We start from the raw sequence: 19,586 nt of genomic DNA, 5'->3' as shown, positions 1-19,586 counted from the left end.
AGCGTCCGCTTCCGTGCGCCCCCTTGGCCGGTAATTAACTCTCATTGCCTCCATGCGCCCCCTGATGCACCCCGCAGTGAACGGCCCTCCGGCTGCCGCCAAGGTTGCCGACAGATTACTGACGGATCGTCAGATCAGCGCTACCGTAGCGGTCATGGAGAGCTTCCCGAAGATCATCTCGGTGGACGACCACACGGTGGAACCCCCCAACGTCTGGCGGGACCGGCTCCCGTCGAAGTACCGCGAAACCGGCCCGCGCATCGTCCGGGCGCCGGTGAGGGAAATGACCTTCGTGGGCGGGAAGTTCGCCCCGAAGATGGGCGATGTGGGTGACGACGGGCCGATAGCCGACTGGTGGGTCTACGAGGACCTGCACCGCCCGCTGACCCGCCTCGACACGGCCGTCGGCTACTCCCGCGACGACATCAAGCTCGAAGGCATCACCTACGAGCAGATGCGCCCCGGCTCGTACAGCGTCCCCGACCGCCTGTCCGACATGGACGTCAACCACGTCCAGTCCGCCCTGTGCTTCCCCACCTTCCCCCGCTTCTGCGGCCAGACCTTCACCGAGGCCAAGGACCGCGAACTGGGCCTGCTGGGCGTACGCGCGTACAACGACTGGATGGTGGAGGAGTGGTGCGGCGCGCAGGCACAGGGCCGCCTGATCCCCCTCACCCTCATCCCCCTCTGGGACGCGGAACTGGCCGCCGCGGAGGTGCGGCGCAACGCCGCCCGCGGCGTACGGGCGGTCTGCTTCAGCGAAATCCCGCCACACCTTGGCCTGCCGAGCATCCACACCGACTACTGGGACCCGTTCCTGCGCGCCTGCGACGAGACGGGCACGGTCGTGGCGATGCACATCGGCTCCTCCTCGAAGATGCCGTCGACCTCCGCCGACGCCCCGCCCGCCGTCGGCTCCACCATCACCTTCGCCAACTGCTGCTTCTCGATGGTCGACTGGCTGATGAGCGGCAAGTTCGACCGCTTCCCGAACCTGAAGATCATGTACGCGGAAGGCCAGATCGGCTGGATCCCGTACGTCCTGGAGCGGGCGGATGTCGTCTGGGAGGAGAACCGGGGCTGGGGCGGCGTAGCGGACAAGGTCCTCCGCCCGCCGTCCGAACTCTTCGCCGAGCACGTCTACGGCTGCTTCTTCGACGACGCCTTCGGTCTGAAGAACCTGGACGCGATCGGCGTCGGCAATGTCCTGTACGAGACGGACTACCCGCACTCGGACTCGACCTGGCCGAAATCGAGGGAGGTCGGGGAATCCCAGATGGGTCACCTGGAGGCGGGGGTCGTGGAGCGGATCGTCCGGGGGAACGCGATTGAGTTGCTGGGGCTTACGAGGGATGGGCTTTGGGGGCCGTCGGCGGGGAGAGGGGCACCGTAACGGATCACGGTCGCAGCCGGTGGCTGACGTCCGCCGCGCCGCCGTCCACGCTTCCGCGCCTCTTGTCTGATGTGCCGTCAGGCATCACGATGACGGCTCACCGTTATATGACGGATCGTCAGATAGGGGAGTCCGGCGTGGTGCAGATCTTGCCGCAGGGGCGGCTGGTGTACGGGATGCAGCTGCCCGTTCAGTCGCAGAGCAGCCTCTTCGCGGAGGCGTGGGAGGCGGATGCGGGGCCGGGTGACCTCGCCGAGATCGCCCGGGTCGCGGACCGCACCGGGTTCGCGTACATCGCGAGCTGTGATCACGTGGCGATACCCCGGCGGCTCGCGGAGGCGATGGGCACGATCTGGTACGACCCCGTGGCCACGCTCTCGTATCTGGCCGGGGTCACCGAGCGGGTGAGGCTGCTCAGTCATGTCGCCATCGTCGGGCTGCGGCATCCGCTCGTCTCCGCCAAGCAGTACGCCACCCTCGACCACCTCTCCGGCGGGCGGCTGATCCTCGGGGTCGGGGCGGGGCATGTGGAGGAGGAGTTCGAGGCTCTTGGGGCGGACTTCCCGGGGCGTGGGGCCGTGCTCGACGAGACCGTTGACGCGCTGAAGGCCGCACTCGGGGTTGAGGAGTACCCGGAGCATCATGGCGAGCGGTACCGGTTCAGTGGGCTCGGGCAGCGGCCGCGGCCTGCTCAGGAGCGTGTCCCCGTCTGGGTGGGGGGCTCCTCGCCCGCTGCCGTCCGCAGGGCTGCGACCAGGGGGGACGGCTGGTTGCCGCAGGGCGATCCGCGCGACCGGCTGCCCGCGCAGATCGCGAAGCTCAAGCGGCTGAGGGAGGCGGCCGGCATCGTGGAGCCGATCACCGTGGGGACGATCGCCGAGCCGTTGTACGTGGGCGAGCCCAGTTGGTCGGTCGGGCGGCGAACGCTCTCCGGCAAGGCGGACGCCATCGCCGAGTCGCTGCGGGAGTACCGGGCGATGGGGGTGGACCAGATCCAGGTGCGGTTCCGGAGCCGGAGCCGGGGCGAACTCGTCGATCAGATGGCGGCGTTCGGGGCCGATGTCGCGCCTCAGCTCAACGATTAGGCCGGACCGCATCTCAAGGAACCGCATCTCAATGGCTGGGAGGCAGGCATGGGCAAGCTGGATGGGCGCGTCGTCATCGTCACGGGCGCGGCGCGCGGGCAGGGTGAGCAGGAGGCGCGGCTCTTTGTGGCTGAAGGGGCGCGAGTCGTGATCGGGGATGTACTGGACGGGCCGGGGGAGGCGCTGGCCAAGGAGCTGGGGGAGGAGCGGGCCCGGTTCGTTCATCTGGATGTAAGCCGGGAGGACGACTGGTCAGGGGCGGTCGCTACCGCGAAGTCGGCGTTCGGGAAGGTCGACGGACTGGTCAACAACGCCGGGATCTTGCGGTTCAACGAGCTGGTCAATACGCCGCTGGAGGAGTTCCAGCAGGTGGTGCAGGTGAATCAGGTCGGCGCCTTCCTGGGGATGAAGGCGGTGACGGCCGAGCTGGTGGCGGCCGGCGGCGGGACGATCGTGAACACCGCCTCGTACACGGCGCTGACCGGGATGGCGTTCCTGACCTCGTACGCGGCAACGAAGGCGGCGATCGTCGGGATGACGCGGGTCGCGGCGATGGAGCTTGCGGGCAAGGGGATACGGGTCAATGCGATGTGTCCGGGGGCGGTCGACACCCCGATGACCAACCCGGACAAGGTCGCCGCGGACGGCGGGCCGAAGGTGGGCGGCGAGGCGGGCGGCGCGGCGCTGGACGAGTTCTACGGGAAGGTCGTCCCGATGGGGCGGATCGGGCAGCCCGAGGAGGTCGCCAGGCTGGCTCTCTTCCTCTCGTGCGAGGACTCGTCGTACATCACGGGGCAGCCGTTCGTCATCGACGGGGGGTGGATGGCGGGGGTTTCGGTCTTCTGAGGGCGGACGGGAACGGGTGGGGCGGGGCGGGGTTGTCTGACTCATCGTCAGCTATTGACGATGTGTGCGGGCGGTGCCAGAGTCGGCCGTGGTCAGGTAGCTGACGGATCGTCAGATCGCCAGAAACACCTTCCCCGGGGGGCGACCCCGGCACCCCGAAGGAGTGAACTCCCATGGAATTCGGGCTCTTTGTGCAGGGCTATGTGCCCGCCGCGCGGGCGGAGGCCGACCCCGAGGCCGAGCACCACGCGCTGATGGAGGAGACCGAGTACGTCATCCAGGCGGACAAGTCCGGCTTCAAGTACGCCTGGGCCTCCGAGCACCACTTCCTGGAGGAGTACTCGCACCTGTCGGCCAATGATGTCTACCTGGGCTATCTCGCGCATGCGACGGAACGGATCCATCTGGGCTCCGGCATCTTCAACCCGCTCGCCCCGGTCAACCACCCGGTGAAGGTCGCCGAGAAGGTCGCGATGCTCGACCATCTCTCCGGCGGACGGTTCGAGTTCGGCTCCGGGCGGGGCGCCGGCAGCCACGAGATCCTCGGGTTCATGCCGGGCGTGACCGATATGAACCACACCAAGGAACTCTGGGAAGAGACCATCGCGGAATTCCCCAAGATGTGGCTCCAGGACGAGTACGTCGGCTTCAAGGGCAAGCACTGGGAGCTGCCGCCGCGCAAGGTCCTGCCCAAGCCGTACGGGAAGTCGCACCCGGCGATGTGGTACGCCGCCGGCTCGCCGTCCTCGTACGCCATGGCCGGCAAGAAGGGGCTCGGCGTACTGGGCTTCAGCGTGCAGAAGGTCTCCGACATGGAGTGGGTCGTCGAGTCGTACAAGACGGCCGTGAAGGAGGCGGAGGCGGTCGGGGACTTCGTCAACGACAACGTGATGGTGACGTCGACGGCGATCTGCGCGGAGACGCACAAGAAGGCGGTCGAGATCGCGGTCGGCGGCGGGCTCAACTACCTGCAGTCGCTGCTGTTCCGCTACCACGACACCTTCCCCCGGCCCGACGGCATACCGGAGTGGCCCGAGCTGCTGCCCGAGTACACCGAGGAGATCATCGAGCTGCTGATCGCCGAGGAGCTGATGATCTGCGGAGACCCGGACGAGGTGCTCCAGCAGTGCAAGCGCTGGGAACAGGCCGGCGCGGACCAGCTCTCCTTCGGCCTGCCGATCGGCGTGGGCTACGAGGACACGCTCAACTCGATCAAGCTGATCGGCGAGCACGTCATCCCGAAGATCGACACCGATCCGGTGCATCGGACTACGCGCTTCCGGCAGGGGGCGGGGTCTGGGTCGGGGCCTGGGTCTGGGTCTGGGTCGTGATCTGAGTCCGTGATCTGGGTTGGGGCTTGGCAGCCGAGCAGCCGATTAGTTGACCAGCTGCGCAGCCGAGGAGTCGAGGAGCCGGCCAGCTGACCAGCCGTACAGCCGCAGGGAAGAAGGGACCCACGCACATGCTCGACCACCTGATCAAGGGCGCGACCGTCGTGGACGGCACGGGCGCGCCTTCGTACGTCGCCGACGTCGGCATACGGGACGGCCGGATCGCGGTGATCACCGAGCCGGGGACTGCCGCCGAGGAGGCCCGTACCAGCGAGGATGCCCAGGGGCTCGTCCTCGCCCCCGGCTTCGTCGACCCGCATACGCACTACGACGCCCAGCTGTTCTGGGACCCGTACGCCACCCCGTCGCTCAACCATGGCGTCACCACCGTCGCGGGCGGCAACTGCGGATTCACCCTGGCCCCGCTGCACCCCGACCGGCCCGAGGACGCCGACTACACACGTCGGATGATGAGCAAGGTCGAGGGGATGTCGCTGGTCGCCCTGGAAGAGGGCGCACCCTGGAACTGGCACTCGTTCGGTGAGTATCTGGACGCGCTGGAAGGCCGTATTGCGGTCAACGCCGGTTTCATGGTGGGGCATTGTGCGCTGCGGCGATATGTGATGGGCGCGGATGCGATCGGCGGGCAGCCTACGCCGGGGCAGCTGGCGGACATGCTGCGGTTGTTCCACGACGCGATGGACGCCGGCGCTTGGGGGCTGTCCACGACCCAGTCCGCCACCCACTCGGACGGTGACGGGCGGCCGGTCGCCTCGCGGCACGCGCGTCCCGACGAGCTGCTCGCGCTCTCCCGCGCGGTCGCCGAGCACGAGGGCACCCAGCTGGAGGCCATCGTCGCGGGCTGCCTTGACCAGTTCGACGACGACGAGATCGACCTGTTCGTGGAGATGTCAGCTGCCGCTGGACGCCCGCTGAACTGGAATGTGCTGACGATCGACGCGGCCGTGCCGGAACGGGTACCGCGTCAGCTGATCCCCAGCGAGCGGGCACGTAAGGCCGGCGGCCGGATCGTCGCGCTGACCATGCCGATCCTCACGCCCATGAACATGTCCCTGGGCACCTTCTGCGCACTGAACCTCATCCCCGGCTGGGGCGAGATCCTCGGCCTGCCGGTGCCCGAGCGGATCGCCAGGCTGCGCGACGCGGACGTACGGGCCGAGATGCTGCGGCGCGCGGACAGCAAGGAGGCCGGGGTCTTCCGGCGGCTGGTGAACTTCGAGCGGTATGTGATCGGGGATACGTACTCCGCGGCGAATGCGGGGCTTTCGGGCCGGGTGGTCCGGGACATCGCCGCCGAACGCGGGCAGGACGCCTTCCACTGCCTGGTCGAGATCTGCGCCGAAGACGAACTGCGTACGGTCCTGTGGCCGATGCCCACCGACAACGACCCGGACAGCTGGGCGCTGCGCCAGGAGACCTGGCAGCACGAGGACGTCATGCTGGGCGGCTCGGACGCGGGCGCGCACCTGGACCGGATGTGCGGCGCGCCGTACACCACCCGCTTCATCGGGGACTGTCTGCGCGGCCGCAGGCTCGTCGGGCTGGAGCGGGCCGTGCAGATGCTGACGGACGACCCGGCGCGGCTGTTCGGGCTGCGGGACCGCGGCCGGGTCGCCGAGGGCTACCACGCCGACCTGGTGCTCTTCGATCCGGAGCGGATCGACGCCGGGGTGGCGACGTTGGTGCACGACCTGCCGGGGGACAGTCCGCGGCTGGACTCGAAGGCGATCGGGATCGTGAGCGTACGGGTCAACGGGGTGGAGACGATCCGGGAGGACGTGGTGACGGGGGCGGTGCCGGGGACGGTGCTGCGGTCGGGGCGGGATACGGAGACGGTGAGTACGAGGTGAGCGGGGGAGAGGTGGCGCCTGGGGTGGCTGGTGGTCAGCTGAGTGGTCGCGATACGGCTGGTGGTCAGCTGACGGGTCGCGACGCGGCTGGCGGTCAGGCAGTCAGGCGGTCAGGTGGGCTGGTGATTCGGTGGGCCGGTGGTCAGGTGGGCCGGTGGTCACATGGGCGGTGGTGAAGTGGTGGGCGGAGAGCGGCTGTTCATCGGTGGGGAGTGGGTGGAGCCGGACGGCGGCCACTACGACGTCATCAACCCGGCGACCGAGGGGGTCGTCGGGCGGGCCCCGGAGGCGAGCCGGGCGCAGGTGGAGGCGGCGGTGGGCGCGGCCCGCGACGCGTTCGAGGGCTGGTCCCGCACCGCGCCCGAGGAGCGTTCCGTCATCCTGGACCGCGCGGCCGAGGTGATGCGCCGCGAGTTCGTCCCGTACGCGGAGCTGGCGCAGGCGGAGAGCGGCGCGACGACCGGCACCGCACGCGGTATGCAGGTCGGGGTGTCCGTCGCCCGCTTCAAGCGGTACGCGCGCGGCGCGCTGGAGCCGGTGGAGACCGGGCTGCCGCCGCAGGTCAACGAGGCGGGGCCGATGGGGAAGGCGGGCGTTTTCGGGGCGCTCGCGGTGCGCCGCCCGGTGGGGGTCGTCACCTGTATCACTTCGTACAACAACCCCTGGGCGAACCCGGCGGGCAAGGTCGCGCCGGCGCTGGCGATGGGCAATACCGTCGTCGTCAAACCGGCGCCGCAGGATCCGCTGTCGGTGTACCGGATGGCCGAGGCGCTGGCCGAGGCCGGGGTGCCGCCGGGGGTGGTCAATGTCGTGACCGGCGCGCGGCCTGAGGTCGGTGAGGCCGCGGTGGCGGCGAACGGCGTGGACATGGTCAGCTTCACCGGTTCCACGGCCGTCGGGCAGAAGATCGCCGAGGAGTGCGGCCGCGGGATGAAGCGGCAGCTGATGGAGCTGGGCGGCAAGGGCGCGGCGCTGGTCTTCGACGACGCGGATCTGGCGGGGGCGGTGGCCGGGATCGGCACCACCTTCTCCTTCTACAGCGGGCAGATCTGCACCGCGCCGACCCGGGTGCTGGCGCAGCGCGGCATCTACGAGCGGCTGGTGGACGGGCTCGCCCGGTACGCGGCTCAGCTGCCGGTCGGGGATCCGAGGGACCCGGGCACGGTCGTCGGTCCGGTGATCTCCGCGGCGCACCGGGACCGTATCGAGTCGTACGTCGAGCTGGCGGCGAAGGAAGGCGCGCGGCTGGTCGCCGGGGGCGAGCGGCCGGAACTGGAGCGCGGCTTCTACGTGGCGCCGACGCTGTTCGCGGACTGCACGAACGAGATGCGGGTGGTGCGCGAGGAGATCTTCGGGCCGGTGGTCGTGGTCGTCCCCTTCGACGACGAGGATGAGGGCATCGCGCTGGCCAACGACAGCGACTACGGACTGCTGGACTATGTCTGGTCCGGTGATGTGGCCCGCGCCTTCCGGGTCGCGGGGCGGCTGCGGGCCGGCGGGGTCGGCGTCAACACGGTCGGCCGGAACATGGAGGCACCGTTCGGCGGCTTCAAGCGCAGCGGGGTCGGGCGTGATGTGGGATCGTACGCGCTGCATGCGTACAGCGAGTTGCAGGCGATTGTCTGGCCGGGGTGAGGGGTTGGCCGACGGCAGATCCGCTGGCGTGGGCGTGTTGGCCTGTGTCTGTTGACGCGTGTCTGTTGACCTGGGTGTGCTGGCCTGCCGTCGTTGGCCTGCGCCCGTTGCCTGTGTCTGTTGCCTGTGTCTGTTGGCCTGGGTTGCCTCGATGCGGACCGTCGCAGTGTTGTCTCCTGGCGGCGGTCCGCATTGCTACGGGCGGGTCAGCCGATCGTGCGGACCAACTGATCGTTACGGCCAGCCGATCGCTATGGGCAGCCGATCGTCATGGTCAGCCGATCGTGAGGACCGCCTTGCCACGGATCTCGCGGTTGACCAGGGCGGTGGCGGTCTCGCCGGCCTTCTCCCAGTCGGCCACCCGGTCCACGCTCGACTGGAGGCGGCCCTCGGCGAGGAGGCGGACGAGGTAGCCGAGGTCGGCGCCAGTGTTGCCGCCGGCCTGGATACCGATGAGGGTCAGCCGGTTGATGACCAGCTGATACGGCTCGATCGGGGTCGGCTCGCCGGAGGTGGCACCGATGGAGATGACCTTGCCGTCCGGGGCGATGTGGCCGAGCAGCTCGGCGAGCAGCGAGCCGCCGACGTTGTCCAGCACGACATCAACCGGGGTGTCGATATCGGCCGGGCTGGTCAGAACATGGTCCGCGCCGAGTGCCGCCAGCCCCTGACCGCGGGCCTGGCTGCCGACCAGGGCGTACACCTCAGCACCTGCCAGATGGGCGAGCTGGACCGCGAAGCGCCCCACGCCGCCCGACGCACCGGTGATGGCGACGCGCTGTCCGGGCAGCACGCCCGCCGTACGCAGCGCGCGCAGAGCCGTCAGGCCGGCGACGGGGAGGGCGGCGGCCGTGGGGAAGTCCACCGCGTCGGGCAGTACGGCGAGTTCGTCGACATGGACGGCGCGCCGCTCGGCCCAGCCGCCGTCCCAGCCCCAGGTGACGACGCGGTCGCCGGGCTTGGGGCCACGGCCGTTGGCGGCGGCCCGCTCGACCACGCCGGCGGCGTCCCACCCCGGGACGGTGCCCTCGGCAACGTCGTCGGACTTGGGCAGTTCACCGTAATTCAGGGACACCGCGGTGATCTTGACGAGAACCTCATCGGGTCCGGGTACCGGATCGGCGATGTCGCCAAGGGTGAGACGGCCGGGCGTGGAGTGATCGACAACGAGGGCACGCATCAGGAATCCTCCTCAAGGGAATGTGCTTCTGCGGGCTTAACCGGTGGGTCACTCCGGTTATTCCGGTCTCCGGGGGATGGATGGACGGGGCTTGGCTATGAAGGGGCGTCACACGGCTGCTGGGGTTGCTGAGGTTGCTGGGGTGGAGAGGGGGCCGACGGCGCCGACGGGCGGGGGTTGGGGCACCACTGCGCGGATCGCCTTCTGGTTGTTGACCGCCGTCACTGTGGCGTTGGTCGTCTGCCTGGTGATCGGTGTTGTGGCCTTGAACGAGGCCCTGGAGCACCCCGATGAAAGCGGCATGGACGGCTGGCTCTGCGCGGCCGACTCGGGCCCCTGCGACGAGTGACCCTGTGACCACCGGTCCCGGACGGGCCTCCCGCTGCCCCTCTCGGTAAGCCGCTCAGCTTCCGTAAGCCGCTCAGTCCCGCGCGCCCAGGAACACCGGATTCGTCAGCGCCGCCATCGGGCCCGGGAGGCCCGGCGTGGCTGCGGGATGGCGGACCTCGGCACGTATGTAGGCGGCGTAGTCGGGTGTCGTCTGCCAGCTGACGGTGCCCGCCCCGGACGGCGGCAGCGGCGTCGAGTACAGGGTGCCCTGGTCGGTGACGAAGGAGGCCGTGCAGCCCGGGGCGCCGGAGACCCTCAGCCGGGCCGTGACCTTCGACGTACGGGCGACCTCCAAGCGCTCGGCGATGCCCGCGTGTTCGCCGCGTTCGCCGGTGACGGTGAAGGCGAGGTCGATCTTCGACGACTCGGCGATCCAGACCCGGCCCGCCCGGATGCCGTCCTGGATGGCGCGTCGGGAGAGGTCCTCGGCCAGGACGACGGTCTGCGGGAGGCCGACGACGTCCGGGTCGCGGTGGGCGTCGCTGTGACCGACGGCCGGCAGCCAGGCCGCGCCACCGCGGGTGTGCGCGACCAGGGTGTTGTCCCACTCGGCGAGGGTGACCTCGTCATCGGGGGTGTACGGGCCGTTCCAGACCTCCACCGCATCGGCGTCGTTCAGTCCGAACTTCCAGTTGCAGCCGATGCAGGTGGCGTGCGGATGGGCCGGGATGACCAGGCCGCCGGCCCGCCGGATGGCACGGGCGTACTTGCCGAAGGCGTTGTCGCGGGCACGGTAGCGCCAGTCGATGAAGACGCCGGGGTCGGTGCCCATCGCCACCACGTGGCCATTGCGCGTGGTGACCTCCTCGCCGGTGAGAATGAGCAGGTCATCGCCCCACAGGCCCGCCCAGGCGCGGTGCGCGGAAGTGGTGTTGTGCTCGGAGGTGGTGATGAAGTCCAGCCCGGCGGCGCGGGCCAGCGCCGCGATTTCGGCGGGGGTGCGCTTGCCGTCGGAGTAGATGGAGTGCAGATGGTTGTCGCCGCGGTACCAGGCGCGGCCGCGGCCCCGGGCGCGCTCGGGAGGATGGACGGGTGCGGGGGTGTGTCCCGGAGGGCCGTAGCGGAGGGTGACGGTGACCTCGTAGGTCAGCCCCTGTGGTGCGACGGTGTACGGGCCGAGGGCGATGTGCCAGGTGCCGGCGTTGACGGGGCCCGGGAGGTAGCCGGGGGTGGCGTCGTCGGCGCGCAGGAAGAACTCCGTACGCGCTCCGCCCGACCAGCCGCGGAAACCGGAGCCGCCGAGCTCCGTGCCGCGCTCGTCGAAGATGCCGATGTCGCAGGCGTTGCCGGTGGCGCCCTGGGGGACGGCAGGTTTGTCGTAGCTGTAGGAGACGGCGATCTCCCGGACGCCGTGCGGTACTTCGACCGGCAGGTAGACGAAGTCCGGTGCGCCCGTGGGGAGATGGCCGGTGACCTTGCGGGTCTGCTCTCGTCCGTCGGAGTCTCCGGCGAAACGTCCGCCGGAGCCCCCACCGGAGTCCCGACCGGAGCCTCCGGCTGCCGGTGCCGCGTCGGCGAAGCTCACAGCTCTGAGCGTAAGCGCGCCTGATGCGCCCGCAACCGCCGAAAGTCTCAGAACGTCGCGTCGGTCCATTCCTGCCCCCCAAGCGTCGGATGGATGTGCCGTCAGCGTCACCGTCAGCCTGGCCGTCAGCGTCGGATGGCCGTGTCGTCGAGTGTCGCTGAGCGTCTCCGCGTAACGGCGTGTATCGGCGCGTCATCACCTCGATGTCGCCGCATGCCGCCGCATGTCGTCGTGTGAAAACTGTTGTACGCGGGTGTGACACGGAGGGAAAGGCCTGTGGATAACCGTCGGGCGGTAGGGCAACATGCGGTCACCCACACGCCTGACGCGGAGGTGCTCCAGCATGCGGATCGCGACCACGATCTTCCTGACAGACGAGACGATCCGGCCGGTCCGGCTCGCGCGTGAGCTGGAACAACGCGGATTCGACGGGCTCTATCTCCCGGAGCACACGCACATTCCGGCGAGCCGTGACACCCCGGCCCCTATGGGTGAGCCGCTGCCTCGCGAGTACGGCCGCACCCTCGATCCGTTCGTGGCGCTCGGCCAGGCCGCCGCCGTCACTGAGCGGCTCGGCCTGGGCACCGGCATCACGCTTGTCACCCAGCACGACCCGGTCGGCCTCGCCAAGCAGATCGCGACGCTCGACCACCTCTCCGGCGGCCGCTTCACCTTCGGCGTCGGCTTCGGCTGGAACGTCGAAGAGGCCGCCGATCACGGGGTGGAATGGTCGACGCGGCGCGAGCTGACGCGTGACCGGGTCGCGTTGATGCGGGCCCTGTGGGCCGAGGAACCGACCGCGTACAAGGGCGAGTTCGGGTCGGTACGGGCGTCCCTCGCGTACCCCAAGCCGGCGCACGGCGCGCCGCGCACCCTGATCGGCGGCGCCGCCGGGCCCAAGCTCTTCGGGCAGATCGCCGAGTACGCGGACGGCTGGCTGCCGATCGGCGGGCGCGGGCTGGCCGAAACCTTTCCAGTGCTGCGCCGGGCGTGGGCGGACGCCGGGCGCGAGGGTGAGCCGGAGGTCGTGCCTTACGCGGTTCGGCCGTCCCCCGGGAAGCTGGCGCACTACCGGGAGCTGGGCCTCCCGGAGGTGGTGCTGCAGCTGCCGCCGGCCGGGGAGGCGGAGGTGCTGCGGACGCTGGACGACTTCGCGCAGTATTTGTGACGGGGCGGGGGCCGGGGTGAGGAGGGCAAGGAAGGTGGCCGTTTTCGGCCACCGGCGCGGCGGGGCGTAGGTCCATCGGCGTACGGCCATCCGGCGCGGTTCGGTACCGAAGGCCGATCCGCGCGGCTCCGGCCGGTCGTAGCGTCGGAAGGGAAAGATCCGCAGGCCCATGCGTACACCGTCCGCAGTTCAACGGTCCAAGGAGAACCCCCATGCCTCGACTCGACCACACGATCGTGCACAGCACCGACCGTTTCGCCTCCGCACGCTTTCTCGCCGGCCTTCTGGACGCTCCGGAGCCCAAGGCGTTCGGCCCGTTCGCCGCGCTCAAGTTGGACAACGGAGTGACGCTCGACTTCGCGGAGAGTGTTGCCGACGGGCGGGAATTCGTCCCCACGCACTACGCGTTCCTGGTGACGGAGGACGAGTTCGACGGGATTCTGGCCCGTATCCAGGCACGTGAGCTGCCGTACTGGGCCGACCCCCTGCACACCCAGCCGCAGGTGATCAACACCCAGGACGGCGGCCGAGGCTTGTACATCGACGACCCCGACGGCCACAACATGGAGTTCCTGACCCGGACATACTCGGACGAGCTCCTGGCCAGCCTGTAGCGCCGTCTCGGTCACTGTCTCGGTCACTATCTCGGCCACATCTTGGTCACCGTCGCGGCGCGATGCCGGCGCCGTCACGGTCGCTGTGCCCGGCGCCGCCGCCGGGGAGTGCCCTGTCCACGTGCGGAGGGAACCTCCGTCTGGCGTGATCAGGCGCACACCACTAGCCGGTTCTCCGGCGGCGGCGCTGTCGGTGGGCGCTCGTATGCTCGGGGGATGACTTCCAGCGCGCAGGGGCCTGACCAGGGAACTGACCGAGGGACCAACGGGGGGACCGCCGGGGGGACGGACGCGACCGCGGACCGTCCGGCGCGGCCGACGGCGAACGCAATGCGCCGGGCGCTGCGCCGCGCCCGCGACGGCGTGGCGCTGGACGTCACCGAGGCCGCGGTGCTGCTCCAGGCCCGCGGCGAGGACCTCACGGACCTGTGCGCTTCGGCGGCCAGGGTGCGGGACGCGGGCCTGGAGGCCGCCGGGCGCCCCGGTGTCATCACGTACTCCAAAAGCGTCTTCATCCCGCTCACCCGCCTGTGCCGCGACAAGTGCCACTACTGCACCTTCGCCACCGTCCCCGGCAAGCTGCGCCGCGCCGGCCACGGGATGTTCATGTCCCCGGACGAGGTCCTGGCCATCGCCCGCCGCGGTGCCGAACTGGGCTGCAAGGAAGCGCTGATCACCTTGGGGGACCGCCCCGAGGACCGCTGGCCCGAGGCGCGCGAGTGGCTGGAGGCCGAGGGGTACGACGACACCATCGCGTACGTACGGGCGATGGCCATCCGCATCCTGGAGGAGACCGGGCTGCTGCCGCACCTCAACCCCGGCGCCATGACCTGGACCGACTTCCAGCGGCTCAAGCCGGTGGCCCCGTCGATGGGCATGATGCTGGAGACCACGGCGGAGCGGCTGTGGAGCGAGCCCGGCGGCCCGCACTACGGCTCCCCGGACAAGGAGCCCGCCGTGCGGCTGCGCGTCCTGGAGGACGCCGGCCGCAGCTCGGTCCCGTTTACCAGCGGCCTGCTGATCGGTATCGGTGAGACATACGAGGAGCGCGCGGAGTCGCTGTTCGCGCTCCGCCGCATCTCCCGCGCCTACCACGGCATTCAGGAACTCATCATGCAGAACTTCCGCGCCAAGCCGGACACGGCGATGCGCGGCATGCCGGACGCGGAAATGGACGAACTGGTCGCCACCGTCGCCGTCGCCCGGCACATCATGGGCCCCGCCGCCTGCCTCCAGGCGCCGCCCAACCTGGTGGACGACGAGTACGCGAAGCTCATCGGCGCCGGCATCGACGACTGGGGCGGCGTCTCCCCGATCACGCCCGATCACGTCAACCCCGAGCGCCCCTGGCCGCACATCGACGAGCTCGCCGAACGTTCTGCCGCCGCCGGTTTCCGGCTGAAGGAACGGCTCGCCGTCTACCCGGAGTTCGTCGAGCGCGGCGAGCCCTGGCTGGACCCCCGCCTGCTGCCACACGTCCGGGCCCTGGCCGACCCGGAGACCGGCCTGGCCCGTGAGGACGCCGTCGTAGAGGGCCACCCCTGGCAGGAGCCCGACGAAGGCTTCTCCCTGCCGTCCTCCGGCTCCGGCCGTACGGACCTCCACCACACCATCGACACCGAGGGGCGCACGAGCGACCGCCGCGACGACTTCGACGAGGTCTACGGCGACTGGGAGGCGCTGCGCGAGGCCGCCGTCCCCGGGATGGTGCCGTCCCGCATCGACGCCGACGTACGCCAGGCGCTCTCGCAGGCCGCCGACGACCCCACCAAACTCACCGACGACGAGGCGCTGGCCCTGCTGCACGCCGAAGGCCCCGCCCTGGACGCGCTCTGCCGGATCGCCGACGACCTGCGTCGCGCCACCGTGGGTGACGATGTCACCTACATCGTCACCAGGAACATCAACTTCACCAACGTCTGCTACACGGGCTGCCGTTTCTGCGCCTTCGCGCAGCGCCGCACGGACGCCGACGCCTACACCCTCTCCCTCTCCCAGGTCGCCGACCGCGCCCAACAGGCGTGGGACGTGGGTGCGGTGGAGGTCTGCATGCAGGGCGGCATCCATCCCGACCTGCCCGGTACGGCGTATTTCGACATCGCGCGCGCTGTCAAGGAACGCGTCCCGGGGATGCATGTGCACGCCTTCTCCCCGATGGAGGTCGTCAACGGCGCGACGCGTACGGGTCTGTCCATCCGCGAGTGGCTCACCGAGGCCAAGGACGCCGGTCTGGACACCATCCCCGGAACGGCCGCCGAGATCCTCGACGACGAGGTCCGCTGGATCCTCACCAAGGGCAAGCTGCCCACCGCCACCTGGGTCGAGGTCATCAAGACCGCCCATGAGCTGGGCATCCGCTCGTCCTCGACGATGATGTACGGCCATGTCGACCAGCCGCGGCACTGGCTCGGCCACCTCCGCCTGCTGGCGGAGATCCAGCAGTCCGCGCTGTCCAACAACGTCGCCGGCTTCACCGAGTTCGTCACCCTCCCCTTCATCCACACCAACGCCCCCGTCTACCTCGCCGGTATCGCCCGCCCCGGCCCCACCACCCGGGACAACCGCGCGGTGACGGCCATGGCCCGGTTGCTGCTCCACCCGCACATCACCAACATCCAGACCAGCTGGGTCAAGCTCGGTACGGAAGGCGCCGCCGAGATGCTGCGCTCGGGCGCCAACGACCTGGGCGGCACCCTGATGGAGGAGACCATCTCCCGTATGGCGGGCTCCAGTTACGGCTCGTACCGCTCCATCCAGGACCTGACCGCCATCGCAGAGGCCGCGGGCCGTCCGGCCCGGCCCCGTACGACCACGTACGGCCCGGTCACGGAGGAGCGACAGTCGGCGGCGCTGGCGTCGGACGGCCATCTGCCGGAGCTGTTGCCGGTGGTGGAGTAGGAGGAACTGGGGGGCGGGGCGGGCTGGGTGGGGGCTTGACGGGGGTTGCGGGGCTCCCAGCCCACGCCGGCGAGTTGGCCGGAGTTATCCACCTGGCCGGAGTTATCCACAGCCCCAAGTCGTCGACTCCGCCGAAGGCTAATCTGCTTGAGCAGGGCAGCAAGGCCGGCAGAGGCCGGTAACGGCCGACGCAAGGGGGGTGGAAACGGTGGATCGAAGCAGGCTGTCGCGGCAGGAGTTGATCCGGCTCCGCCGCCGCGAGGGATTCGTGGGACGGCGCGGCGAGATCGCCGCGTTCCGCGACAACTTCGCGCGGGGCGTGGACGACCCGGCGCAACAGTTCCTGTTCCATGTGCACGGCCAAGCGGGCGTCGGCAAGACGTCCCTGGTCCGGCAGTTCGTGGAGACGGCGCGTGAGCATGGCGCGCCGACCGCGTACGTGGACGAAGCCGTGCACGGCGTCCCCGATGCGATGGCAGCCATCAGCGGCCAACTGGCCGCGCAGGGGCGCCCCATGAAGGCCTTCGACAAGCTGCTCGCCACCTACCGGGAGCGGCGGTACGAGGTCGAGGCGGCGGCCGCGGCGGATGGCCCGGGCGACCCCGCCGGCCCGGGCGATCTCCAGGGCGCGGCGCCCTCGTCCGGCAGCATGATGGCCGCCCAGGCCGGGCTCGCCGGCCTCGGGCTGCTCCCCGGCGTCGGCGCCTTCACCGGAGCACTGGACCCCGGCCAGGTGGCGCGCGGCGCGGAGCGGTTGCGCGGGCTTCTCAGCGGCCGGCTGCGCAACCACGACGACGTTCAGTTGGTGATGTCGCCGCTCCAGGCCCTGACGCCGGTGTTCGTCCGTGAGCTGAGTGCCGCCGCGGACGAGGTGCGCTGGCTGGCACTCTTCTTCGACACATATGAACGTACCGGGCCGCTGCTGGACACCTGGCTGCGCGATGTCCTGGTCAGCGACCGTTACGGCCCGCTGGCGCCCAACGTGGTGGTGACCCTGGCCGGCCAGACCGCACTGGACCGCCGCTGCTGGGCCGACTACCTGGACTGTGTGGCGGATCTGCCGCTGGACGCCTTCACCGAGGCCGAGGCGCGGCAGTTCCTGGCAACCAGGGACATCACCGACGAGCGCATCGTCGAGGTGATCCTGCGGCTCTCCGGCGGCCTGCCGGTGCTGGTCTCCACCCTCGCCGAGAACCGCCCGCAGGCCGCCGAGGCGGTCGACGACCCGAGTGACACAGCCGTCGAACGCTTCCTGAAGTGGGAGACCGATCCGGTACGTCGTGAGGCGGCGCTGGCGGCCGCCCTGCCGCGCCATCTGGACGAGGACATCTTCCGTGCCGCCGTGGACGCGTCCGCCGCCGAACAGTTCGGATGGCTGCGCGGACTGCCGTTCGTCGCCGACCGCGCGGGGCGCTGGCAGTACCACGAGGTGGTGCGAACGGCGATGCTGCGCCTCCAGCGGCGCAGATCACCGCAAACCTGGACGGCCCGGCACCGTAACCTCGCCGAGGCGGCCCGGCGTCGACGTACGGAGCTCGCCGCCGCGGCCCCCGTCAGTGGCCTCCCCGACCCCGCCGATACTCACGCCACCGACACTCACCCCACCCGCCTCTGGGCCGACGAACAACGTCTGGGCCACCGGCTCCAGGAGATCTACCACTCCCTCTGCGCGGACCCCCAGGCCTCCCTGGCCGAGGCGCTGTCCGACGTCCTGGACGCCGCCGATCACGCGCGGCTCGCCGTCCGCAGAGTGGCCGAGACCATCCGCCAGGCCGGCGAGGACGCCGGGGCAAAAGAGGTCAGCGACTGGGGCGACCGGCTCTCCGCAGCGCTCACCGAGGACGGCGGCGGCCTCACCGAAGTCCTCACCGCACTGCTCGCCCGCCCCGGACTCGATGTGGCCCAGCAGGCCCGCATCCACCGCATCCGGGGTCGCGAACACCGAAAGACCGAAGCGTGGCCGCAGGCGTTCGCCGACTTCGACCGCTGTCTGGAGCTGGAGCCGCGCAATGCCCGCGCGCTGATCGGCCGCGGCCTGACCCACCGCTATATGCGTTCATTCGAGCGCGCCGCCGAGGACTACCGCCGGGCCCTGGAGATCACGCCCGACTCGGTGGATGCAGCCTCCCAACTCGGCGAGGCATATCGCCTCTTGGGGCGCCACGAACAGGCCGTCGCCGAATTCGACCGCGCCCTGGAGCTCGACCCGCGCCACGCCTTCACCATCGCCAGCCGCGCCGTCTGCCTGCGCCGCCTCGTCCGGCATGAGGAAGCGCTCGCGGGCCTGGAGCGCGCCATCGAGATCAACGCGGAGTATGCCTGGGCGATGGCCGAACGGGGCGCGACCTACCGCGACATGGGGCAGTACGAACTCTCCCTGGCGGAGTTCGACCGAGCCCTGGCCGTCAATCCCGCCTACGTCTGGGCCCACGCCCGCAGAGGCATCACCCTGCGCTTCATGGGCCGCTTCGATGAAGCCCTCGCCGCTCTTGGCCGCGCCGCCGAGCTCCATCCGGACGACCCCTGGGTATGGGGGGAGCGTGGCAGCACCTACCTGGAAATGCGGCGCTACGACGAGGCGCTGATGGAGGTCGAGCGGGCCATCGCCATCGATCCCGGGTATGCCTGGGCCCATGGGGCCCGTGGCGGCGTACTGCGCCTGTTGGGGCGCCATGAGGAGGCGCTGGCTGCCCTGGACCGGTCGCTCGCTCTCCACCCCGCAAATGGCCTGATCCGCGAGCAGCGCGGCATGGTGCTGGCGATGATGGGACGCACGGAGGACGCCCATGCGGAACTCTCCGCAGCGATCCACCTTCTACCGGACTCCCACAGCGTCGTAGCGAGCCGGGGGAAGACCAACTTCCTCACGGGTCGGCTGTCGGAAGCCCTCGCGGACTTCGACCGGGCCCTGGAACTCGGAGCGGACGCCGGCCGGACGTTGGCCCTGCGTGGCAGGACGCACCTTCTTCGAGGAGACGAGCCTCGCGCCCTGGCCGACTTCGAGCGCGCTCTCGGCGACGGCGCGGCGGATGCATCACTGTTGGCCCTCAATTTGGCACTCAAGTCGGGGTGCCTGCGCCGTGCGGGCCACTTTGACGTGGCACGGGAGGCAATCGAAGCGGCACGGGAAGCCTTCGATCAGGGGGAGCAGCAGGTGGAGCAGCAGGGAGTTCGGGGCGCAGATGCGGCCGCCGCCGGGCGGATCGTCCGGTACGAGGCGGCGATGCTGACCGGCGCCCTCGGCGGCGTGCCGGCGGCCGCAGCCGAATGGGTGGCGCTCCGGGACGAGGAAGCCCGTTCCGGGAGCGAGGAGGCCCGCCCTGGGAACGAGGAAGCCCGCCCTGGGAACGACGGAGACGGCGCGATAGGCGCGGCGGCGGTTGCCGTCGTCAGCCGGTGCGCCCTGGGCGACTGGGCGGGCGCCGAGGCCATCGTGGCGGAGTGGCTGGACGGCGGCCCGTGGTCAGCCGTCGCCGAGACCGAGCTGGGGGTACGCGATCTTGCACGGCTGCCGGGCGCGGACACCGAACGGCTGGAGGCGATACGAGACGGGCTGATACGCAGGATGGCAGCGACGGCTGCCGACACGTCCAGCTGGCCGTCGGAGTGACCGGCTGACGCGGCAGGACCGCCGTCGGCCGACGCCCCCC

General features: G+C 70.4%; 13 protein-coding genes. 11 read left to right on the top strand and 2 right to left on the bottom strand.

All coding sequences use genetic code 11. The annotated features are described in order from the left end of the window. Positions 1-154 precede the first annotated feature (154 nt). From AB0I10_RS01140 to AB0I10_RS01115, 6 genes are all read left to right on the top strand, one after another. On the top strand, positions 155-1,393 hold the full coding sequence (locus AB0I10_RS01140) for an amidohydrolase family protein (protein ID WP_363150169.1): 1,239 nt from the start codon (positions 155-157) through the stop codon (positions 1,391-1,393). 176 nt (positions 1,394-1,569) lie between these two features. Continuing rightward, positions 1,570-2,478 (top strand): LLM class F420-dependent oxidoreductase, encoded by a 909-nt coding sequence (locus tag AB0I10_RS01135; protein ID WP_363150409.1) that lies wholly within the window; start codon positions 1,570-1,572, stop codon positions 2,476-2,478. Between the two features lie 48 nt (positions 2,479-2,526). Beyond that, on the top strand, positions 2,527-3,324 hold the full coding sequence (locus AB0I10_RS01130; RefSeq protein WP_363150168.1) for a glucose 1-dehydrogenase: 798 nt from the start codon (positions 2,527-2,529) through the stop codon (positions 3,322-3,324). Between the two features lie 173 nt (positions 3,325-3,497). Next, positions 3,498-4,655: an LLM class flavin-dependent oxidoreductase gene (locus AB0I10_RS01125; protein WP_363150167.1), complete on the top strand. Its 1,158-nt coding sequence runs from the start codon at positions 3,498-3,500 to the stop codon at positions 4,653-4,655. A gap of 131 nt (positions 4,656-4,786) precedes the next feature. Then, positions 4,787-6,526 carry a D-aminoacylase gene (locus tag AB0I10_RS01120; RefSeq protein ID WP_363150166.1) on the top strand — a complete coding sequence of 580 codons (1,740 nt, stop codon included), beginning with the start codon at positions 4,787-4,789 and terminating at the stop codon, positions 6,524-6,526. 162 nt (positions 6,527-6,688) lie between these two features. Continuing rightward, a complete protein-coding gene (locus AB0I10_RS01115; RefSeq protein WP_363150165.1) occupies positions 6,689-8,161 on the top strand; it encodes an aldehyde dehydrogenase family protein in 1,473 nt (490 codons plus the stop codon). Positions 8,162-8,435: 274 nt separating this feature from the next. Here AB0I10_RS01115 and AB0I10_RS01110 read toward each other — a convergent pair whose 3' ends face one another. After that, the gene (locus tag AB0I10_RS01110; RefSeq protein ID WP_363150164.1) at positions 8,436-9,341 is read right to left on the bottom strand and encodes a zinc-binding dehydrogenase; all 906 of its coding nucleotides are present in this window, start codon (positions 9,339-9,341) and stop codon (positions 8,436-8,438) included. A gap of 211 nt (positions 9,342-9,552) precedes the next feature. Between AB0I10_RS01110 and AB0I10_RS01105 the strand changes: the two genes are divergently transcribed. After that, positions 9,553-9,690: a hypothetical protein gene (locus tag AB0I10_RS01105; protein ID WP_363150163.1), complete on the top strand. Its 138-nt coding sequence runs from the start codon at positions 9,553-9,555 to the stop codon at positions 9,688-9,690. A gap of 72 nt (positions 9,691-9,762) precedes the next feature. On the opposite strand, the gene AB0I10_RS01100 is transcribed toward AB0I10_RS01105, so the two are convergent. Next, positions 9,763-11,325, bottom strand: a complete 1,563-nt coding sequence (locus tag AB0I10_RS01100) for a CehA/McbA family metallohydrolase (RefSeq protein WP_363150162.1) — start codon at positions 11,323-11,325, stop codon at positions 9,763-9,765. Positions 11,326-11,599: 274 nt separating this feature from the next. On the opposite strand from AB0I10_RS01100, the gene AB0I10_RS01095 reads away from it, so the two are divergent. The 4 genes from AB0I10_RS01095 to AB0I10_RS01080 all read left to right on the top strand — a co-directional run bounded on the left by AB0I10_RS01095 (position 11,600) and on the right by AB0I10_RS01080 (position 19,546). After that, a complete protein-coding gene (locus AB0I10_RS01095) occupies positions 11,600-12,424 on the top strand; it encodes a TIGR03619 family F420-dependent LLM class oxidoreductase (protein WP_363150161.1) in 825 nt (274 codons plus the stop codon). 212 nt (positions 12,425-12,636) lie between these two features. Continuing rightward, a complete protein-coding gene (locus AB0I10_RS01090; protein ID WP_363150160.1) occupies positions 12,637-13,038 on the top strand; it encodes a VOC family protein in 402 nt (133 codons plus the stop codon). A gap of 216 nt (positions 13,039-13,254) precedes the next feature. Beyond that, positions 13,255-15,936 (top strand): bifunctional FO biosynthesis protein CofGH, encoded by a 2,682-nt coding sequence (locus AB0I10_RS01085; RefSeq protein ID WP_363150159.1) that lies wholly within the window; start codon positions 13,255-13,257, stop codon positions 15,934-15,936. Positions 15,937-16,144: 208 nt separating this feature from the next. Then, on the top strand, positions 16,145-19,546 hold the full coding sequence (locus AB0I10_RS01080; protein WP_363150158.1) for a tetratricopeptide repeat protein: 3,402 nt from the start codon (positions 16,145-16,147) through the stop codon (positions 19,544-19,546). Positions 19,547-19,586 lie beyond the last annotated feature (40 nt).

This window comes from Streptomyces sp. NPDC050636, assembly GCF_040654775.1.
In the GTDB taxonomy this organism is placed as follows: domain Bacteria; phylum Actinomycetota; class Actinomycetes; order Streptomycetales; family Streptomycetaceae; genus Streptomyces.
This window is presented reverse-complemented; position numbering and strand designations above follow the sequence as displayed.